The organism is Pseudarthrobacter sp. AL07, assembly GCF_029960665.1.
Lineage (GTDB): Bacteria > Actinomycetota > Actinomycetes > Actinomycetales > Micrococcaceae > Arthrobacter.
Window position 1 is genome coordinate 1 of record NZ_JASBRB010000007.1, and the last position, 18,270, is coordinate 18,270.

Genomic DNA, 18,270 nt, shown 5'->3' on the forward strand with positions numbered 1-18,270 from the left:
GACGGATTCACAGGCACAGCCCCCGTGATCGCCAACCCGCCCGCGAAGACCTTCAAGAACTAGTGCCCTAGCGGCCAGCTGGCCGTGACATCCGACGGCGGCACCCGGGTTCTGTAGACACGGAACCCAGGTGCCGCCGTCGTCACTTCCGCCGTCCTCTTGACGCCTGACCGGCGCAGGTCTAACGTCGGCAACATCCTGCTGTATCAATGGCGAACCCAGTTTAAGGAGCATCAGTTTCATGCCGGAATTCATGGATGTTCATCGCAATATGACCGGAATCACCCAGGAAGCACTTCGCGAGGCCCATAACGCCGATCTTGCCATCCAGAGCGAAGAGAAGGTTGACTTCAAATCTGCCTGGGCCGATCCCGAGTCGGGCCTGGTTTACTGCCTGTCCGAGGCTCCCTCAGCGGACGCTGTACGGCGAATCCATGAGCGCGCAGGCCACCCCGCCGACGAGGTACACCCCGTTCCGATCAAGGTCTGATCAGGCAGCAGACTCCGGCGGCGGCACCCGGGTTCTGTGGACACGGAACCCGCTGTTCCGCCGTCGTCGGTTTCCACTCTCCAAGGAGGACCCTGATGGACACTTCGGAAGCCAAAATTGTTGTCGGGGTGGACGGCTCCGATTCCTCGGTGCAGGCGCTGCGTTTCGCGGCACGGCTGGCGCCCGCTCTCGACGCCCGGATCCACGCGGTGGCTTGCTGGGACTTTCCGCAGATGTACGCCGGCTACGTTCCGCCGGACTTTGATGCCTTCGAAGCGGCCGCTGCCAAGACCCTGGCCGAGGCGCTTGGCAAAGCATTCGGGCCGGACCTTCCTGTGAACGCCAGCCAGGAGCTGGTCCGCGGCTCTGCGCCTGCCAAGCTGGTCGAAGCCGGCGCGGACGCCGCGATGCTGGTGGTCGGCCGCCGCGGGCACGGCGGAGTCATGGGTATGCATCTGGGATCTGTGAGCTCAGCATGCGTTTCTCACGCTGCCTGCCCGGTCCTCGTAGTGCATACGGACCCAAGCCACCGTCCCCACCGTCTCTGGAAAGGCTCCAAAGGCGAAAAAACGTCGAGGCTGTAGCCCCGGATCCGCCCGGGCGTAATGCAACGCTCCCGCAACCCCCTACACGAGGCGATCGCCTATGCTCAGCAGAGCGCTTCACACGCGACCTCTGTGAAAGTTCAACGACGAACCCCCGGGAGACACAGCATGACCAACTGGCGCATCAGGGATTTCCATTCAGCAGACCTGGACGGGATCCTGCACCTCTGGGAGTCGCTCAAAGACTCAGATGTGGAACCCGTCTACGCCCTCTCCGAAGTGTTGGCATCCTGCGAGAAGGACCACGCGGTAGTAGCCGTGCAGGGTGATCAGGTGGTGGGCGCCGCCGTCGGACGCGCCGCGCATGACCAGGGCTGGATCGTCTTCCTGGCCACGCTGCCGGAATACCGCGGGCGCGGGATCGGCACCTCGCTGCTCGCCGCCGTCGAAAACCGGATGGCCCCCCACGGCCTCAACAAGCTCTCCGCGCTGATGCCGGAAGCGGAAACCCGTGTGGAGGCCTTCCTCAGCCGCGGCTTCGCGCTCAAGAAGAACCTGCGCTATTTCGAGCGGACCATCCCCGTCCAGCGGCAGGAACTGGGGGCGCTGGGCCAGCTGGGCGGCCGGATCCTGGCCCGCGACCTGTGGGAGAACGTGGCCGGCATGCGCAAAGAAAAGGAACTCCTGGAGCGCCGGCTCGTCCTGCCCCTCGCGGAGGCCGACCTCGCGGATGAATACGGTGTGGTGCCGCCACGCGCCGTGGTGCTGTTCGGCCCTCCCGGGACCGGCAAGACCACGTTTGCGAAGGCCATCGCGTCCCGGCTCGAGTGGCCGTTCGTGGAGGTCTTCCCCTCCCGCCTCGCCTCGGACCCCAAGGGGCTCGCCGGGGCCCTGCGCGAAACGTTCCTCGAGATCGCGGAGCTGGAGCACTGCGTGGTGTTCATCGATGAGGTGGAGGAAATCGCCTCCCAGCGTTCGGGTGAACCGCCGTCGCCCCTGCAGGGCGTCACCAACGAGCTCCTGAAGATCATCCCGGCGTTCCGCGAACAACCCGGCCGCCTGCTCGTGTGCGCCACCAACTTCATCCGCGCCCTGGACACCGCCTTCCTGCGCCACGGCCGGTTCGACTACGTCATCCCCATCGGCCTCCCGGACCGCCAGGCCCGCGAAGCCATGTGGCAGCGCTTCATCCCGGCCACCGTGGTGGACGATGTGGACGTGGAGCTCCTGGTGGAACGGACCGAGGGCTTCTCCCCCGCGGACATCGAGTACGCCGCGCGCAGTGCCTCCCAGCGGGCGCTGGAAAAGGCCGTGTACGACGACGGCGGTGCGGCTTCGGCCGGTAACGTTTCAGTCCGCGAGGCGGTCCGGAAGGGGCCCTGCACGCAGGACTACCTCGACGCGATCGGCGATACCCGGACCACCGTGACCCAGGAAGTCCACGAGCTGTTCCTAGAGGACATCGACTCGCTGGGTCGGGTCTAAGCTAGGCAACGCGGGGTCAGGTACGGCCCATGTTGGGCCCTGGCATGGGCGCAAAGTGACCCCGCGTTGCCTAGGGAGCGTCGTCGTACGTCAGGTTCTCGTAATCCGTGTCGTCTTCGTCGTCGAGCCTGTCGTCCAACTCCTTCAGCAGCCAGGGATTAACCCGGGCAAGGATCTTCCGGACTTCCTCGACGTCGACGGCGGCATACAGCACGGGACGGGCGTCCCGGTACTTGGTGACGGGCGGCTTGTCCGGCCATTTCGCGGCGAGGGCCCTGACGCGTTCGGGCAGGGAATTGTGGGCGTTGTCCGCGATCTTCACCAGGGCCGCGTCGTGGTCCTCGGCAATGAAATGCATCCCGGCCTGATAGTCATCGGGATTATCATGCAGCCGGTTGGTGACCCGCTCGATGATGTCCGCTGCCCGCTCGGAAACGCCCATGTCCAGCAGCGCTTGCCGTGTGATGGGAGTGTCCTCGGCAATGTCATGAAGGTAACCGGCAATCCGGATATCGTCGTCGAAGTCAGCCAGCGCATCACCTACCGCAATCACATGGTCACGGTAAGGGCGCTTGAGCTTGTCCTTCTGCCGGTTGTGGGCCACCTCGGCCAGGACCTTCGCGGTCTCGACAGTGAATCCCGGTTGAGGGAGTTTGGCTTCAGTGAATTCGGGTTCCGACATGGCTTAAGCCTACGCGCCGGGCTGCAGGTGTCTGGTCGCGGGCCTAGTGGGGCCGCTCCACACCCACGGTTCCCGCGGCAGCCCTGACGGCCTGAACGTTGCGAGGGCCTGCTCCAGCGTCCCGGAAGGAAGCCCCAGGGACTGCAGGATGAGGTTCCGCACGTCAGCGGCCGAAACGCCCGCGCGGGAGAGGTCGCCCAGCGTCACGGCGCCATCGCGCTTGGCCAGCCGGGCGCCGTCGGAATTCACCACCATCGGCACGTGCGCATATTCCGGAATAGGAATATTCAACCGCAGTGCTAGATACGCCTGCCTGGGCGTGGAAGGCAGCAGGTCATCGCCCCGCACCACTTGGTCGATGCCCTGCGCGGCGTCGTCCACCACGACAGCCAGGTTGTAGGCGGTAACACCGTCGTTGCGGCGGAGGACAAAATCATCCACCACGCCGGTGAACTCCCCATGCAGCAGATCCTGCACGGGGTAGTCCGTTGTGCCGGCGCGAAGCCGGATGGCGGCCGGGCGTGTGGAGCGTTTGAACTCCAGCTCAGCAGGATCGAGGTCACGGCAGGTGCCCGGATAGGCGCCCTCCGGCGCGTGCGGCGCTGACGGCGCTTCCTGGATTTCACGGCGCGTGCAGAAGCATTCATAGGTGAGCCCTGCAGCAGTCAGCCGCCCGATCGCCTCGGCGTAGATGGCAGCCCGGTCCGCCTGGCGCACGACGGCGCCGTCCCACGTCACGCCCACGGCCTCCAGATCGCGGAGCTGCACTGCCTCCGCACCCGCCCGCGCCCGGTCAAGGTCCTCGACGCGAAGCAGGAAGTCGCGGCCAGTGGACCGGGCAAACAACCAGGCGAGCATCGCGGTGCGGAGGTTCCCAACATGGAGTTCACCGGACGGGCTGGGGGCAAAACGGCCGGCTGGGGTCATGGATCAACCCTAGTCCGGACAGCACAAGAGCCCCTCAGCTACCGATGACTTCGCAGGATCCGACGTCGGTGGCTCAGGGGCTCTTGCCGTGTGTGCAGAATGACCGTGGTGTGAACAAGTGTCAATCAGCGGCGTCCTCCTTGCGGGAGGCGGTGTCCAGTTGCCGGGTGGTGTGCCGGTGTTCCTGTAGCCTGCGGGATTCGGCGGTAGCCTTAGCCCTTGTTGCCACAATTTGAGCAGACGCCATACAGTTGGCACAACCGGCATGAATTTTGTTGGTCAGTCTGACCAATAGCAGCCACACGCCCCGACAGGAATTGATCAGATTGCAGCAACTGGACGCCACGGACAAACGGATCCTCCACGCCCTCGACGATGACCCCCGCGTCCCCATCATGGTCTTGGCCCAGCGGCTGGGCCTGGCCCGCGGGACCGTCCAGTCGCGCCTGGAGAGGATGTCGGCGTCGGGCGCCCTTCGTCCCAACAGCAGCCGCGTACTCCCCTCCGCCCTGGGCCGGGGTGTGGCGGCGGCCGTCAGCGCCGAACTGGACCAGAGCCACCTCAACGAAGCGATCGCTGCGCTCCGTATGATCCCCGAGGTCCTGGAATGCCATGCCCCCGCCGGCGACACCGACCTGCTGATCCGGGTGGTGGCCACCAGCCCGGACGACCTCTACCGCGTGTCCGAGGAGATCCGGCTCTGCCCCGGCATTGTCCGCACCTCCACCAGCATGTTCCTGCGCGAAGTCATCCCGTACCGGACCACCGGGCTGCTGCAGGACTGAATTCCGTCATTCCAGGCCCGCACTCAACTCCGCACGGGGAGCTCTCCCCATCGCCCGCGAGGACGCATCGCAGCTAGGCTGGCACGGGAATCCATTCAGGGAGAGACATGGCGGGGAACTTTTATGGCGGCGACGTGGCCCAGTTGCGGCAGCTCGCCAAAGAACTTGCAGGCGGCGCCAACAGGCTAAGCCTGCTCGGCCAGCAGCTCAGCAGGGCCGTCAGCACCGGCGCCTGGAAAGGGCAGGACGGCGAACGTTTCCGGAGTGACTGGACGTCGTCGCACTCATTGCTGCTGAAGTCCACAGCGGCAGGGCTGGAATCGGCCGCCAAGTCGGTGCTTGCCAACGCCGACGAGCAGGAAAAGGCCAGCAGCGGGGCGGGCTCCGGAAGCAGCGGAGCCGGGAGCAGCGGCAGCGGTTCGGGGGAAGATGCCGCCCGGGACTTGACTGACCGATTGAACGGCATGACTCCTGAAGAACGCCAGGAGTATCTCGGCAGCGACGAATTCAAGCAATGGTCCTTGGACAACCCTGAGGCCGCCAAAGCCGCCATGGATGCTGCCGCCGGCTCCGGCCTGATCGACAAGAACTCCGAAGAATACGCGGCTTTCCTCAACTCCTATTGGAACAACCAGGCCATGCTGGACATGGGGATCGACCCTTCCAGCTGGGACACGTCCAAGGGCACGGAACACAACTGGGAGACCATCAAAAAGGTCTACGACTTCTATGGCCAGGCCTATCTGTCCAACCCGGACCTGCAGTGGGCAGGCATGGCCAACATGATCGGCCCGTCCTTCGCGGGCGGCTTCAAGGACATGGCCATGTTGCGGGACCTCGGGCAGCAGATCGCGGAAAATCCGGCCTCGGACATCCCGCTCCCCATGCTCGACCAGATCGAACAGCTCGCCGGGATGACGGACGAGGAGATCCGCTATTACGAAACCAGCATGCTGGACATGAACAAGGAGATCTTCCTCGACCAGGCCCGCCAGCATGAGGCCTACATGAACGGCGGAATCGAAGAGATCAACCGACTGCAGGACTCCGGCGCCATTGATTCCAAAACTGCGGAGGCCTGGGCCAACATCGATTCCGGCGACCCCGGCCTCATCCAGGAAGGAAACACCTCCCTGCTGTACCGCGAACAGAACGAGATCATCGCGGACGACTACGACACCATGCGCAACCACCCTGGCGGGGAAGCTGTGACGTACTTGGTCACCCTTGCCGGCGAGCCGTCAATTCCCGGGGCTAAGAGCTACCCGGAGGTTTTCCCCTACAGCTTCAGCGTGGAGAGCCCCGGGCCGGAAAACGTGCCGTTCACCAACTGGGACAACCCCACCCAGTTCCGGACGGACTTCACTACCGGCTTCCCGGACGGGAACATCGCCAACGCCGACCAGCGCTGGGAACTCATCCGGCAGGACACGCTTCCGGCCTACCAGGGCCTCCTTGCGACCGATCCCGCACGGGCTGAGCAGATCATCGCCTCCGACTTCAACGACCGCGTGGACCAGTACAGGCCAACCAACAACATCCCCGGCATCATGGACCGCTTTGTGGATGGCTTCGGCGCGGAGGTGCACCAGTGATGTCCGCCTGTTCAACCGCGTCCTCGCGCCTGACGCGGCAGGCCGCCGCCGTACTTCTTGCACTGTCCGCTTGCCTCACGCTGGCCGGCTGCCAGATTGGCGGCACCACCACCGACCCGACCCCTCAAGGGAGCACCATGAGCACCTCGGAATTCTCCACACTCGACGCCGCCGGAGTGGCCGCTATCCGGGAGTCCAGGACCGCACGGCTGGATATGAGCTCTGGACGGCTGCAAAAGGCGGCCGTCCGGGTCACTGCAGACAGCTACGGGCCCGAAATCAATACCCGGGACTCGGGAAAAATCAAATTCACCATCGTTGCCCCAAGCGGCGAGATCAGTGGGGAAACGGACCGGATCCGATTCAACACCACCGACAAACGGCCGGACTTCAGCGAGGTCACGTATTTCCTCACGGCTGACTCGCCGAACGAGTATTTTAAGCTCATCCGGGACGGCGTGGAACGGTACGGTGTCGACGCCGACTCCGCGGAACGCTGGATCGCCGGTGCTGAGCGGGACCCGGAACGAAAGAGCGACTTTTCCATAACCTCCGGCACCTCCACGGGACTGGAGGTGAACTACGACCTCCGCTACGACGGCACCAAGGACACCCAAGTGATCATCGTCCATGTCAGTCCGGCGGCGTAGGCAGGACGGCGTGGGGCGGCCGGCGCGATGAGCGTGCGCTACACCGGCGGCCCTGCATTGGACTTCAGGTTCTTCATCACCAGCGTGGAGGTCAGTCGCTCAACCCCGGGCAGTGACGTGAGCTCGGCGTCGTAGAAGCGCTGGTAGCCGGGCAGGTCCTCAGCGATGACCTTCAGTAGGTAGTCCGGGGAGCCGAAGAGCCGCTGCGCCTCCACGATGTTCGGATTGTCCGCCACCCGGTTCTCAAAGATCTCCATGGTGGAACGGTCCACCTGGCGCAAAGTGACAAACACAATGGCCTCGAAACCCAGCCCGACGGCGGCGGGGTCGATGTCCGCTTTGTACCCGCGGATCACCCCCGACGTCTCGAGGTCCCGTAGCCTCCGGTGGCACGGCGCCACCGTGAGCCCGACCTTCGCGGCCAGGGCCGTGGCAGTTATCCGGCCATCCTCCTTGAGGTGGCGCAATATATTTCTATCGATATGGTCAATCACGCATATATCTTACCAATTTCGGCTCGAATCGAGCGAAAAGGGTAAGCACTTATGGACGGAAACTTCATAAGGTTTGTCCTGTACCTAATCGGACAGGAGCCCACCATGAATCCCCAGTTGTTTTTCGCCTTCGTACTGGTGGCGATCGCCCTCGCCTGTACCCCCGGCGTGGACTGGGCGTACTCCATCACGGCCGGTCTGCGGCAGCGCAGCTTTGTCCCGGCCGTGGCCGGACTTTGCGGTGGCTACGTCCTGCATACGCTGCTGATGGTGGCAGGTCTCGCCGCCCTGCTGTCCGGCCTGCCGGGCGTTCTGGGCTGGCTTACGGTGGCCGGGGCGTGCTACCTGCTGTGGTTGGGCATCAGCACCCTTCGCTCCTGGCGAGGCGCCTCCTTCAGTGCAGCAGACGCCGCCGGGAAGCCCGCCAACCAGCTGCGCACTTTCCTTCAGGGCATGGGCACCAGCGGCATCAACCCCAAGGGGCTGCTGTTCTATGTGGCGCTGGTGCCGCAGTTCGTCAGCCAGGAGGCCTCTCTCCCGGTCCCTGTCCAGTCCGGCCTGCTGGGCCTGACCTTTGTCCTGCTGGCCGGAACCGTCTACACCTTTGTGGCGCTGTTGGCCCGCAAACTCCTGCAGTCCCGGCCCGGCGCCGCGCGGACAGTCACTCTTGCCAGCGGTATCATCATGGTTGCTCTGGGGGTCGGGCTCCTCTCAGAGCAGCTGGTTCCCCTGGTTGCCGGTCTCACCGCTCAGGCGTAACGCCTATTTCCCGTCCAGGTTGTCCCATTCCTGCTCCCACAGCCGACGCTCGTCAACGTCCTTGCGGATGACTTCGAACGTCTCCAGCTCTGCTGGCCGGCCGCGGAGCCAGTCCCGCGGGTTGAGGGATTTGCGGCCGTTGTCCAGCACCAGCAGGGCGCGGTCGGTGAGGGCGTCGTTGCGGAGCACCGCGTCCGTTTTCCGGCGGCGGAGGACCTCTTTCAGGGCGTCGTGCGCTTGTGCGTGGGCGCCGAGCCGCCGCAACGCGCGCCCGCGGAGCAACAGGAGGGCCGCCGAAAGGTCGTCGGAGTTCAGTAGGCCCTCGGTCCAGATCACCACTTCCTTGTCGCGTCCCAGCGCGAATGCCAGCGCGCAGCGCGCCAGCGCTGTAGGCAACGACGGCGGCAGCCCGGCCACCGTCTGCAGCGCGGCTTCCAGCTGCCCCGTCTCCCGCAGGGAGTGCGACAGGGCCAGGAAGACCGATTCCTGGCTGAACAGCACGGGGACCTCGATGCGCTCGGCAACCTCCACCCGGGTGACCACCCGCGTGAGGTACGTGGCCGCGTACTGGTTGGCGTCGTCGTCGTTCCTGATCGACAGGCCCCGCTGGAGGAGTTCGGACCCGCGCAGGTAGCCGCCTTGCTGGTACGCCAGGAGGCCGGCCATCACGGAACATAGTCCGGACCAGCCCGGATATGCACGGCCCACGGCGATGAGCCGCTCCGGTTCCTTACTGCTGAAGATGGCATCGTGCACGGCCTTGGCCGCTTTTCCGGGCATCAGCTTGAGCCTGGGGACCTCGCCGTCCACGGCGATCAGCGCGGCGTCCCGGCCGCCCAGCACACCGTGGATCAGCCCGCCCACGCTGCCGGCGAGCTCCCGGACGGGGGTCTGCATGCGGGCACTCCCGAACGGCGTCAGGTCACGGGCGTCCCGGTAGATCGGTCCTCTGGAATCCCCCGCGGTCATCTCTCCATGCTACGTGGCAGACCTAGGTGCCCGAGCTATGTGGCAGCGGCGACCCAGATCCCGATCACCCAGGTGCTGGCCGCCAGGCACGCCAGCCCGAACTCCACCAGCATGCCCAGCCCGGTCGCTCTGAGGGCGGCCCAGCTGGTGGACGTTGCCGTGCCGAGGTTCCGGGTGCGGAGGACTTCACTGAGCAGCAGGCCGGCGGCGAAGCCCACGAAGAGCCCCACCACAGGGATGATGAACATGCCTGCCACACCCGCGGCCAGGCCGACTACCACGCTGCGGTTTGGGATGCTGTGCTGCCTGAGCTTCCGTCCGGTCAGTACGGCGCTGGCTGCCATGCCAGCAAGCACAAACACCATTCCCACCGCGAAGACCACCCAGCCCGTAGTCCCGGCGCCGCCCCAGATAGCCCACGCCAGCAGGCTGAGCCCGATCAGGAAGCTGCCGGGCAGGATGGGGATGATGGTGCCCGCCACCCCGACCAGGATCGCCAGGCCGCACAGGATGCTGACCGCGGTTTCGGAGTTCATGAGCCCCAGTGTAGGGCGGCGGGGCGGTCGGCCTCGCCGCTTAACGCCCGACGGCGGCGCGTCCCCCTTGCGCGGGGAGGCACCGCCGTCCGGCGTTGCGGCAGTGTGTGGCTGCGGTGGTTACTCGGCTTCCACGGCAGCGGCGACGGCCGCCGTCACTGCCGGGGCAACGCGCGGATCCAGCGGGCTGGGCACGATGTAGTCCACCGAGAGGTCAGCTTCCGCGAGCTCGGCAATGGCGCGGGCCGCGGCAAGCTTCATGGCGGGCGTGATCCGGCGGGCACCGGCGTCCAGCGCACCGCGGAAGATTCCGGGGAAGGCCAGGACGTTGTTGATCTGGTTGGGGAAGTCGCTGCGGCCGGTGGCAACGACGGCGGCGTACTTGACGGCCACCTCGGGCAGGACTTCGGGGTCCGGGTTGGAGAGGGCGAACACGATGGAAGCGGCGTTCATCAGCTTGAGGTGCGCCTCGTCCAGCTTCGAGGAGGAAACCCCGATGAACACGTCAGCACCGAGCAGCGCTTCGCCGGGGCCGCCCGTGACACTGCGGGGGTTGCTGCGCTCGGCCATCTGGGACTTCTTGCTCTGCGGGTCGGCGGCGATGTCGGCCCGCTCCCGGTTGATGACGCCCTTGGAGTCAAGCAGGACAACGTCCGTGACGCCGGCGGCGAGCAGGATTTCGGCGACGGCGATGCCGGCGGCTCCGGCGCCGGAAACCACTACGCGGAGGTCTGCGAGTTCGCGGCCGGTGACCTTGGCGGCGTTGGTCAGGGCGGCGAGGGCCACTACGGCGGTGCCGTGCTGGTCATCGTGCATGACCGGGCAGTCCAGGGCTTCGATGAGCTTTTCTTCCAGCTCGAAGCAACGCGGCGCCGAGATGTCCTCAAGATTGACCGCGCCGAAGCTCGGGCGGAGACGGACCAAGGTTTCCACGATCTCGTCAACGTCCGTGGTGTTCAGGACCAGGGGAATGGAATCGAGCTCACCGAAGGTCTTGAACAGGGCGGACTTGCCTTCCATCACGGGCAGTGAGGCGGCGGCCCCGATGTTGCCCAGGCCCAGCACCGCGGTGCCGTCGCTGACCACTACCACCAGGCGCTGCGCCCAGGTGAGGGTCTTGGCAAGTTCCGGGTTGTTATGGATGGCTCGGCTGACCTCGGCCACACCGGGGGTGTAGGCGATGGAAAGGTCGCGCTTGTTGGACAGCGGGACCGTGCTGGTCACCGAGAGCTTGCCGCCCTGGTGGGCCTCGAAGATCTCGGCCTCAGTCAGGGCAGTTGCAGCTGAATTGTCTGTAGGTGCGATTACGTCAATGGACACGTCGTTGTCTCCTGGTGCTAGCCGTGGGCGCACGGCGCGTAAGGGCTCAAGCGCAGGGAGGCTCAAGGTGGTCATGTTGGGCGCTTCGTGGACCCAATGATGGCGGGCCCGGTGTGAAGCCCTTGCAGATGCGCGGGTTGCCAGCCACTCCGGTCCTGCAATACTAAACAGTGCTCACGCCCCCGAAAGCGCATTGGGTGGTCCCAAGGCGTGCCAAATCGTTTAATCAGACGCTTTTGTGAGCCACGTCACCGAATAAAGACGTATTTATTGGTTCCGTGGTCTAGACCAGTTACGCGGATCGGTGGGCGGCGCGCGCCCCGGCAGCCACCGGAGCAAGCAGCGTGCAGGCCTTTTTGAGGTCCTCTTCGGCCTCAAAAAGCGAAAGCCGACGGTTGCGGACGGACTGGACCAGACCAGTGACAGTCAGCAGGAGCACCCGGGCCGCTACGGCGTCGTCGGAGGCGATGGCCACCGCCGTTTCGCTCAGCGCATCGATTTCATGCAGGAGTTCCGTGGTGTCCTTGTCCTTGAGGTAGACGCAGCGGCTCAGGCACTGCTCGACGGCCGGCTGCATCACCCGCATATGGAAGATTTCCATGACCACACCGGTGAGGGCCTTGCCGCCGAAGCTGGCCGCCGACGTACGGGCGCGGCCCTGGAGCTCGTCCAGCTGCTGGCGGTAGAGGGACAGCATCAAATGGTTGGCGGTGGGGAAATACCGGTAGACGGTTCCCAGCGGTACGCCGGACTTTTCCGAAATTTCCGCGAGGTCCACGGACTCCAGCCCCTTGCGGGCAAACCCTGCGGCGGCTTCAAGGACGCGCGTGTAGCGCAGCCGCTGGCGCGGCGTGGCGGGCCGGGCGGCCATGGACGGATGGGCTGAAAGTGTCTCGGGCATCAGAATTCCGGGGTTGTGTTCTTATGGTGCAGCGGCAGGGAGAGTCCTCATCCCCCGGGCGTGCAGTCCGCCTCAACTATACGGCACGGGCAAATGCCGAAATCAGTCGACCCCCTTGATTTTGACCACGAATACGGCTCCCAGCAGGCCGATGACGGCCGCCGTGATGAACAGCGTGAGGTACCCTCCGAAGTACGTCACGGCAAGGAATGCGAGGACGGGCGCGAACACCTGGGGCAGCGAGTTGGCGACGTTGATGACGCCCATATCCTTGCCACGATCGGCAGCCTGCGGCAGCACCTGCGTCAGCAGCGCGAAGTCGACAGCAAGGTAGGCGCCGAACCCCACGCCCAGGATGCCGGCTCCAATAAGGGCGCCGGTCCACACCGGGAAGAAGGCCATTGTCAGGCCCGCGACGGCAATGATGGCGGAGGACCCGATCACAAACGGCTTCCGCCGGCCCAGCCGGTCGCTCCACGGCCCCGCTATCACCGCGGTAATCATCACCATCACCGCGTAAATGCCGGTTAATGTCAGGACGCCCAGGGCCGGGTCCTCGTGCTTGAGGACGTCCCGGAGGAAAAAGAGCAGGTAGACGATGGTCATCTGGTTGCAGACGTTGACCAGGAAGCGGGTGAGCCAGGCCCAGGCGAAGTCCGGGTAGCGGGCCGGGCTGATCCAGAAGCCGCGCAGGAAGCTGCCCCACGAGAACGGCGGCCGGAGCTCCTTGGGCAGCGGCGGGTCATTCCGGTGGAACAGGTACGGCACCACGGAGAACAGCAGGGCGGCAGCGCACATGGTGTAGCCCACCATGAAATTTCCCGAGACCACGGCGCCGAAGACCGCGCCGAGGAGGATGCCCACGGTCTGGCCCATCGCCGCCAGGCCTCCCACGCCACCGCGCTGCGCCACCGGCACCCGGTCCGGGACGGCGGCGGTGATGGCAGCGTACGCAGCGTTGGCGCCCAACTGGACCAGGCACCAGAACAGGACCATCAGGGCTACAGCAGTGGCGCCGGACATCGCCAGCAGGGCGGCGGTGGCAAGGATGGCGCCCGCCAGGACCCAGGGCGCACGCCGGCCGAAGCCTGAGACCGTCCGGTCGGACAGTGCACCGAAAAGCGGATTGGCCACCAGCGACACCGCAGCGCCGCACCCTGTCACGAGGGACAGAATGGCTTCCTTGTTGGCTTCGTCGATGCCGATGGCCTGCTGGCCGATAAAGACGTTGATGGGGCCGAAGAAGGCGGCGTTAATACCCACGTTGACCAGCACCAGCCCGGTGACCCAGCGCGCGGTGACCTTCGTCGTCGGCTCGGCGAGCGCCGCCGTCGAGCTTTCCGGGCCCGCTCCGGGAACCGACGCAGCGCTGGGATCCGGCGCTGCGGGTGTGTCGGACAGGCTCATGCTGGTTCCCCCTGGAACGGTTGGTGATTCTGAAAATCAGACTATCGTGGGCTGCATCGCCCCGCTTGTCATACGGAGCGCGTCTTTTATCGCGCAGGACAGCGCGGAGCGCACCACAACACCAAACACCTGGAGATCCAATGACCGCATCTGCTGCAGGCAACACCACCAGCCCCGTCAACACCGCCGATCTGTACGACGAGCGCGGCGAGGAGCTGGCGTCCGTCTCACTCCAGTTCCAGTCCTTCGGCGGCCGTTCACACTTCAGCGGCCCGGTGCGGACCATCCGCTGCTTCCAGGACAACGCCCTGGTCAAGTCCACGCTGGCCACCCCCGGCAATGGCGCGGTGCTGGTGGTGGACGGCGGCGGTTCGCTGGGCACGGCCCTGATGGGGGACATGATCGCCGAGAGCGCCGTGGCGAACGGCTGGGCCGGCGTCGTCATTAACGGCGCCATCCGCGACCGCGAGGCGATCGCCCAACTGGATCTTGGCGTCAAGGCGCTGGGCAGCAACCCGCGCAAGAGCGCCAAGGCCGGCGCCGGAGAGGTTGACGTGGATCTAGTGCTCGACGGCGTGACGTTCCGTCCCGGCGTCACCGTCTGGTGCGATCCGGACGGCATCCTCGTGGAGCGCTGATTGGGTCCCCCGGCTGCGGGGGTGGGGCGGGCTTGAAAAGAAATATCTGGCAGCGGGAATGAAGCGGTGACTTATATAGTTACTGAAAGCAACTATCAAGCGTGATCCCTTTCTTTCCTGGAGAAGCCATGTCCAAAACAACCGCTGTGCGTGCCGCCGGCGAAACCCTGACACAGCGTCAGATCGTCACCGTGATGGTGGGGCTCATGCTGGGCATGTTCCTGGCATCGCTGGACCAGACCATTGTGTCCACTTCCATCTACACCATCGCCAACGACCTCGACGGGCTGTCCCTGCAGGCGTGGGCCACCACTGCCTACCTCATCACCTCTACCGTCAGCACGCCGCTGTACGGCAAGCTGAGCGATATTTTCGGCCGCCGTCCGCTGTACCTGATCGCCATCGTCATTTTCCTGGCCGGCTCGCTCTACGCCGGTTCAGTGCATTCCATGACGGAACTGGCCATCGCCCGCGGCGTCCAGGGTCTGGGCGCCGGCGGCCTGCTGGCCCTCGCGCTGACCATCATCGGGGACATCGTGTCCCTCAAGGACCGGGCCAAGTACCAGGGCTACTTTATGTCGGTGTTCGGCATCTCATCCGTGCTCGGCCCCGTAGTGGGCGGCGCGTTTGCAGGGTCCGCCAACATCCTCGGCTTTGACGGCTGGCGCTGGGTGTTCTTCATCAACCTGCCCATCGGCCTGGCAGCTCTGACCGTGGTGTTTATGTTCCTGCACCTGCCGGCCAAGCACGTGAAGCAGAAGATCGACTACTTCGGTGCAGCCGCCATCACGCTCGCCATCGTCCCGCTGCTGCTGGTGGCGGAACAGGGCCGCAGCTGGGGCTTTACGTCGCTGAACTCCTTCCTCTGCTATGGCCTCGGCGCTGTGGGCATCATCTGGTTCCTGCTGGCTGAAAAGCGCGCCGGGGACTACGCCCTGATCCCTCTCCGGCTCTTCAGGAACGCTACCTTCGGCCTGTCCTCGCTGCTGAACTTCATCATCGGCATCGGCATGTTCGGCGCCATCGCCATGCTGCCCATGTACCTGCAGCTGGTCAAGGGCCTCACACCCACCGAAGCCGGCCTGATGATGATCACCTTCACCCTGGGCATCCTGACCGGTTCCATCACGGCAGGCCGTACCATTTCGGCGTCGGGCACGTACCGGATCTTCCCGATCGTGGGTACGGGGATCCTCACCGCCGCCGCCCTGACCATGGGCCTGTCCCTGGGCGTGGACACGGGCTTGTGGGTTCCCGGCGTGATCGCCGTGTTCTTCGGCATGGGCCTGGGGTTCTGCATGCAGCCGCTCACCCTGGCCATGCAGGTCTCCGTCCCCCCAAAGGACATGGGCGTGGGCACGTCCTCCGCCGCGTTCTTCCGCTCCATGGGCGGTGCGGTGGGCACGGCCGTGTTCATCTCCATGCTGTTCAGCCTGGCCGCAAGCCGGATCGCCGACACCATGAAGTCAGCCGTGGCCAGCTCCGACTACCAGGCCGTGCTGCGCGACCCGGCCGTCGCGGCGGACCCGGCCAACGCCAAGCTCTACGAGTTCTTCCAGAACGGGGCATCGAACGAATCACTCAATGACACCAGCTGGCTGCACTCCGCCAACAGCGTGCTCACGCGGCCCATTACGGAAGGCTTCGCGTACGCGATCGACACCGTGATGATCACCGCGGCCGTTCTCACCGGGATCGCGTTCCTGATCAGCTTCGCCCTGCCGAACAAGAAGCTGACGGACCCGAAGGTGGCCAAGGAGTCCGTCCCGGCGCACTGACTGCCCTGTTCCGGAACACCCGACCCCCACACCCAGGGAGCAGCATGCCCACCGCCAAGGAGCAGACAACCGCCAAGATCCCGCAGCGGGTGATCTGGCTGGCCCTCGCAGGCGCGGTAGGCGGCTTCCTATTCGGCTTCGACTCCTCCGTGGTGAACGGTGCAGTGGATGCCATCAAGGATGAGTTCGCGCTCTCCGAGGCTGTCACCGGCTTCGCCGTGGCCATCGCCCTGCTGGGCTGCGCGGCGGGCGCGTTCCTGGCCGGAAAAGTTGCCGACCGCTACGGCCGCATCCCCGCCATGAAGCTCGGCGCGCTGCTGTTCCTGGTCAGCGCCATCGGAACCGGCGCTCCTGTCCGACGCACTCTTCGCCACCACCGCCGGCGGCGCGGACCAGCCGTTCTGGCTGGGCCTGGAGGCCTGGCGCTGGATGTTCCTCGCCGCAGCGGTTCCTGCCGTGGTCTACGGCTGGATCGCCTACACGCTCCCGGAATCCCCGCGGTTCCTGGTGTTCCAGGGCAAGGAAGACGAAGCCCGCAAGGTCTTCGACTCCATTGCCCCGTCCGGGGACACCGACCGGCACATCCGCGAGATCCAGGACGCCATCGAAGAAGACAAGCTGTCCGGCCAGAAAGGCTCGCTCCGCGGCAAGACTTTCGGCTTGCAGGCAGTGGTCTGGGTGGGCATCATCCTCTCCGTCCTGCAGCAGTTCGTCGGCATCAACGTGATCTTCTACTACTCCACCACGCTGTGGAAGGCCGTCGGTTTCGAGGAGAAGGACTCGCTCACCATCTCGGTGGCAACCTCCATCACCAACATCCTGGTCACGCTTGTGGCCATCGCCCTGGTGGACCGGATCGGCCGCCGCCCCATTCTCCTGGCCGGTTCCATCGGCATGGCGGTTTCACTGGGCACCATGGCGCTGGCGTTCTCCGCCGCCGTTGGCTCAGGCTCAGAGATCTCACTGCCGGGCGCCTGGGGTCCGGTGGCCCTCGTAGCGGCCAACATCTTTGTGGTCAGCTTCGGCGCGTCCTGGGGCCCGCTGGTCTGGGTCCTCCTTGGCGAGATCTTCCCGTCCCGGATCCGTGCCCGTGCCCTGGGCCTGGCCGCGGCCGCGCAGTGGGTGGCCAACTTTGCCATCACACTCAGCTTCCCGGTGATGGCCGCTGCGTCCCTGCCCTTGACCTACGCCATGTACGCACTGTTCGCGGCGGCGTCGTTCTTCTTTGTCATGTTCAAGGTGCCGGAGACCAACGGCATGTCCCTGGAACAGGCCGAGACGCTGTTTGTGCCCAAGGGTTCAAAGAGGGCATAACGCCCGGGGGTCAGAGAGTGAGCTTCATGCCCTCATGGCTGGCATCAAAGCCAAGCCGCTCGTAGAAGCGGTGGGCGGCCGTCCGCGTCTTGTGGGTGGTCAGCTGCATCAGCGTGCAGCCGCGGCGCCTGGATTCGTCAATCGCCCACCCCACCATCAGGTTTCCCAGGCCATGGCCACGAAGGCTGCCCGCCACGCGGACCGCCTCTATCTGCGAGCGCCAGGAGCCCTGCCGCGAGATGCCAGGCAGGAAACTCAGCTGGAAGGTGGCTGCCACGGGGCCGTTCGCTGCCCCAACCGGTACGTACTCACCCACCACGAGCAAGTGGCACGGGTCGGCGTCGATCGCTTCAAAAGCCCGCTCGTAGGGCGCCATGTCGAGGGCCAGTTCGCGGGCGGCGCCCAGGGAATCGTCCGCCAGCAGTGCCACGATGGCGGGCAGATCCGCGGACACGGCGCGCCTGAGGCGGAAGGTCTCGCCGTCGACGTCGGCAGTCAGCAAGGGGGTCAGAGCGCCGGGGTTTGTGGTCATCTCCCCAGCATTCCACAGCCACGTTTCTTGTGATCCACGCGGGCCCGTGCTTGGCTGGCCAACACGGAACAACAGTCATATGGGGGAAGGCCTGGAATGGATCAGCACACGGTCTCACGCTTACCGGCAACAACTCTGCGGACAGGAATTATTGTGGGCGCCGTCGGCGCCGTCTCGATCATCCTTGCACCGCAGATCATGCAGACCCTGCTGTTCGGGCCGGCCTACTCACAGGCGCTAAGCATGGTCCTGCAAATAGTCTTCCAGCTGGTCACGCTGTTTTTCCTGCCGTTTTCCGCCGCGTTGATAGCCGCCTCACTGGTCATGCGCTATATGGACGGTGTGCTTGCCCTGGCGACGAAGACGGACTCCTGATGCGCGCGGGTCACCAAAACAGGTAATGCACGACGCCGGCACTCAGGTGAGTGCCGGCGTCGTGATTGCGAGAGGGTTTCCGAAAAAC

19 protein-coding genes and 1 pseudogene are annotated in these 18,270 nt (G+C 65.3%); 11 read left to right on the top strand and 9 right to left on the bottom strand.

The annotated features are described in order from the left end of the window. Positions 1-253 precede the first annotated feature (253 nt). The 3 genes from QK290_RS08465 (at position 254) to QK290_RS08475 (ending at position 2,520) form a co-directional block, all read left to right on the top strand. Complete coding sequence (locus QK290_RS08465) at positions 254-490, top strand: SCO4226 family nickel-binding protein (protein WP_282330363.1); 237 nt, start codon at positions 254-256, stop codon at positions 488-490. 95 nt (positions 491-585) lie between these two features. Then, positions 586-1,074, top strand: a complete 489-nt coding sequence (locus QK290_RS08470) for a universal stress protein (RefSeq protein WP_282330242.1) — start codon at positions 586-588, stop codon at positions 1,072-1,074. Positions 1,075-1,203: 129 nt separating this feature from the next. Beyond that, positions 1,204-2,520: a GNAT family N-acetyltransferase gene (locus QK290_RS08475; protein ID WP_282330243.1), complete on the top strand. Its 1,317-nt coding sequence runs from the start codon at positions 1,204-1,206 to the stop codon at positions 2,518-2,520. A 70-nt stretch (positions 2,521-2,590) separates the two neighbouring features. Here QK290_RS08475 and QK290_RS08480 read toward each other — a convergent pair whose 3' ends face one another. Together QK290_RS08480 and gluQRS are read right to left on the bottom strand one after the other, a co-directional pair. Further along, positions 2,591-3,202: a bifunctional (p)ppGpp synthetase/guanosine-3',5'-bis(diphosphate) 3'-pyrophosphohydrolase gene (locus QK290_RS08480; protein ID WP_185261923.1), complete on the bottom strand. Its 612-nt coding sequence runs from the start codon at positions 3,200-3,202 to the stop codon at positions 2,591-2,593. Positions 3,203-3,211: 9 nt separating this feature from the next. After that, a complete protein-coding gene (gene gluQRS / locus QK290_RS08485; RefSeq protein WP_282330244.1) occupies positions 3,212-4,129 on the bottom strand; it encodes a tRNA glutamyl-Q(34) synthetase GluQRS in 918 nt (305 codons plus the stop codon). Positions 4,130-4,455: 326 nt separating this feature from the next. On the opposite strand from gluQRS, the gene QK290_RS08490 reads away from it, so the two are divergent. From QK290_RS08490 to QK290_RS08500, 3 genes are all read left to right on the top strand, one after another. Further along, entirely contained in the window at positions 4,456-4,914 is a 459-nt protein-coding gene (locus QK290_RS08490; protein WP_282330245.1) for an Lrp/AsnC family transcriptional regulator, read from the top strand. Between the two features lie 107 nt (positions 4,915-5,021). Beyond that, positions 5,022-6,509: a WXG100 family type VII secretion target gene (locus tag QK290_RS08495; protein ID WP_282330246.1), complete on the top strand. Its 1,488-nt coding sequence runs from the start codon at positions 5,022-5,024 to the stop codon at positions 6,507-6,509. Between the two features lie 137 nt (positions 6,510-6,646). Continuing rightward, positions 6,647-7,159 (top strand): hypothetical protein, encoded by a 513-nt coding sequence (locus QK290_RS08500; protein ID WP_348994659.1) that lies wholly within the window; start codon positions 6,647-6,649, stop codon positions 7,157-7,159. A gap of 38 nt (positions 7,160-7,197) precedes the next feature. Here the strand turns inward: QK290_RS08500 and QK290_RS08505 are convergent, their stop codons facing one another. Continuing rightward, complete coding sequence (locus QK290_RS08505) at positions 7,198-7,653, bottom strand: Lrp/AsnC family transcriptional regulator (protein WP_282330248.1); 456 nt, start codon at positions 7,651-7,653, stop codon at positions 7,198-7,200. Between the two features lie 105 nt (positions 7,654-7,758). Between QK290_RS08505 and QK290_RS08510 the strand changes: the two genes are divergently transcribed. Continuing rightward, positions 7,759-8,412, top strand: coding sequence for a LysE family translocator (locus tag QK290_RS08510; protein WP_282330249.1), 654 nt, complete (start codon positions 7,759-7,761; stop codon positions 8,410-8,412). Between the two features lie 3 nt (positions 8,413-8,415). On the opposite strand, the gene QK290_RS08515 is transcribed toward QK290_RS08510, so the two are convergent. The 5 genes from QK290_RS08515 to QK290_RS08535 form a co-directional block, all read right to left on the bottom strand. Then, the gene (locus tag QK290_RS08515; RefSeq protein ID WP_282330250.1) at positions 8,416-9,381 is read right to left on the bottom strand and encodes a hypothetical protein; all 966 of its coding nucleotides are present in this window, start codon (positions 9,379-9,381) and stop codon (positions 8,416-8,418) included. 35 nt (positions 9,382-9,416) lie between these two features. Further along, positions 9,417-9,917 (bottom strand): DUF456 domain-containing protein, encoded by a 501-nt coding sequence (locus tag QK290_RS08520; protein WP_282330251.1) that lies wholly within the window; start codon positions 9,915-9,917, stop codon positions 9,417-9,419. Positions 9,918-10,037: 120 nt separating this feature from the next. Next, the gene (locus QK290_RS08525; protein ID WP_282330252.1) at positions 10,038-11,237 is read right to left on the bottom strand and encodes an NADP-dependent malic enzyme; all 1,200 of its coding nucleotides are present in this window, start codon (positions 11,235-11,237) and stop codon (positions 10,038-10,040) included. A 292-nt stretch (positions 11,238-11,529) separates the two neighbouring features. Continuing rightward, complete coding sequence (locus QK290_RS08530) at positions 11,530-12,138, bottom strand: TetR/AcrR family transcriptional regulator (protein WP_282330253.1); 609 nt, start codon at positions 12,136-12,138, stop codon at positions 11,530-11,532. Positions 12,139-12,240: 102 nt separating this feature from the next. After that, a complete protein-coding gene (locus tag QK290_RS08535; protein ID WP_282330254.1) occupies positions 12,241-13,545 on the bottom strand; it encodes an MFS transporter in 1,305 nt (434 codons plus the stop codon). A gap of 140 nt (positions 13,546-13,685) precedes the next feature. On the opposite strand from QK290_RS08535, the gene rraA reads away from it, so the two are divergent. The 3 genes and pseudogenes from rraA (at position 13,686) to QK290_RS08550 (ending at position 17,275) form a co-directional block, all read left to right on the top strand. After that, positions 13,686-14,183: a ribonuclease E activity regulator RraA gene (gene rraA, locus QK290_RS08540; protein WP_282330255.1), complete on the top strand. Its 498-nt coding sequence runs from the start codon at positions 13,686-13,688 to the stop codon at positions 14,181-14,183. Positions 14,184-14,311: 128 nt separating this feature from the next. Beyond that, complete coding sequence (locus tag QK290_RS08545) at positions 14,312-15,961, top strand: MDR family MFS transporter (RefSeq protein ID WP_282330256.1); 1,650 nt, start codon at positions 14,312-14,314, stop codon at positions 15,959-15,961. Between the two features lie 44 nt (positions 15,962-16,005). After that, a pseudogene (locus tag QK290_RS08550) lies at positions 16,006-17,275 on the top strand (MFS transporter). A gap of 10 nt (positions 17,276-17,285) precedes the next feature. On the opposite strand, the gene QK290_RS08555 reads toward QK290_RS08550, so the two are convergent. Beyond that, positions 17,286-17,807 carry a GNAT family N-acetyltransferase gene (locus QK290_RS08555; RefSeq protein ID WP_282330257.1) on the bottom strand — a complete coding sequence of 174 codons (522 nt, stop codon included), beginning with the start codon at positions 17,805-17,807 and terminating at the stop codon, positions 17,286-17,288. Between the two features lie 96 nt (positions 17,808-17,903). On the opposite strand from QK290_RS08555, the gene QK290_RS08560 reads away from it, so the two are divergent. Further along, positions 17,904-18,182: a hypothetical protein gene (locus tag QK290_RS08560; RefSeq protein ID WP_282330258.1), complete on the top strand. Its 279-nt coding sequence runs from the start codon at positions 17,904-17,906 to the stop codon at positions 18,180-18,182. Positions 18,183-18,270: the final 88 nt, after the last annotated feature.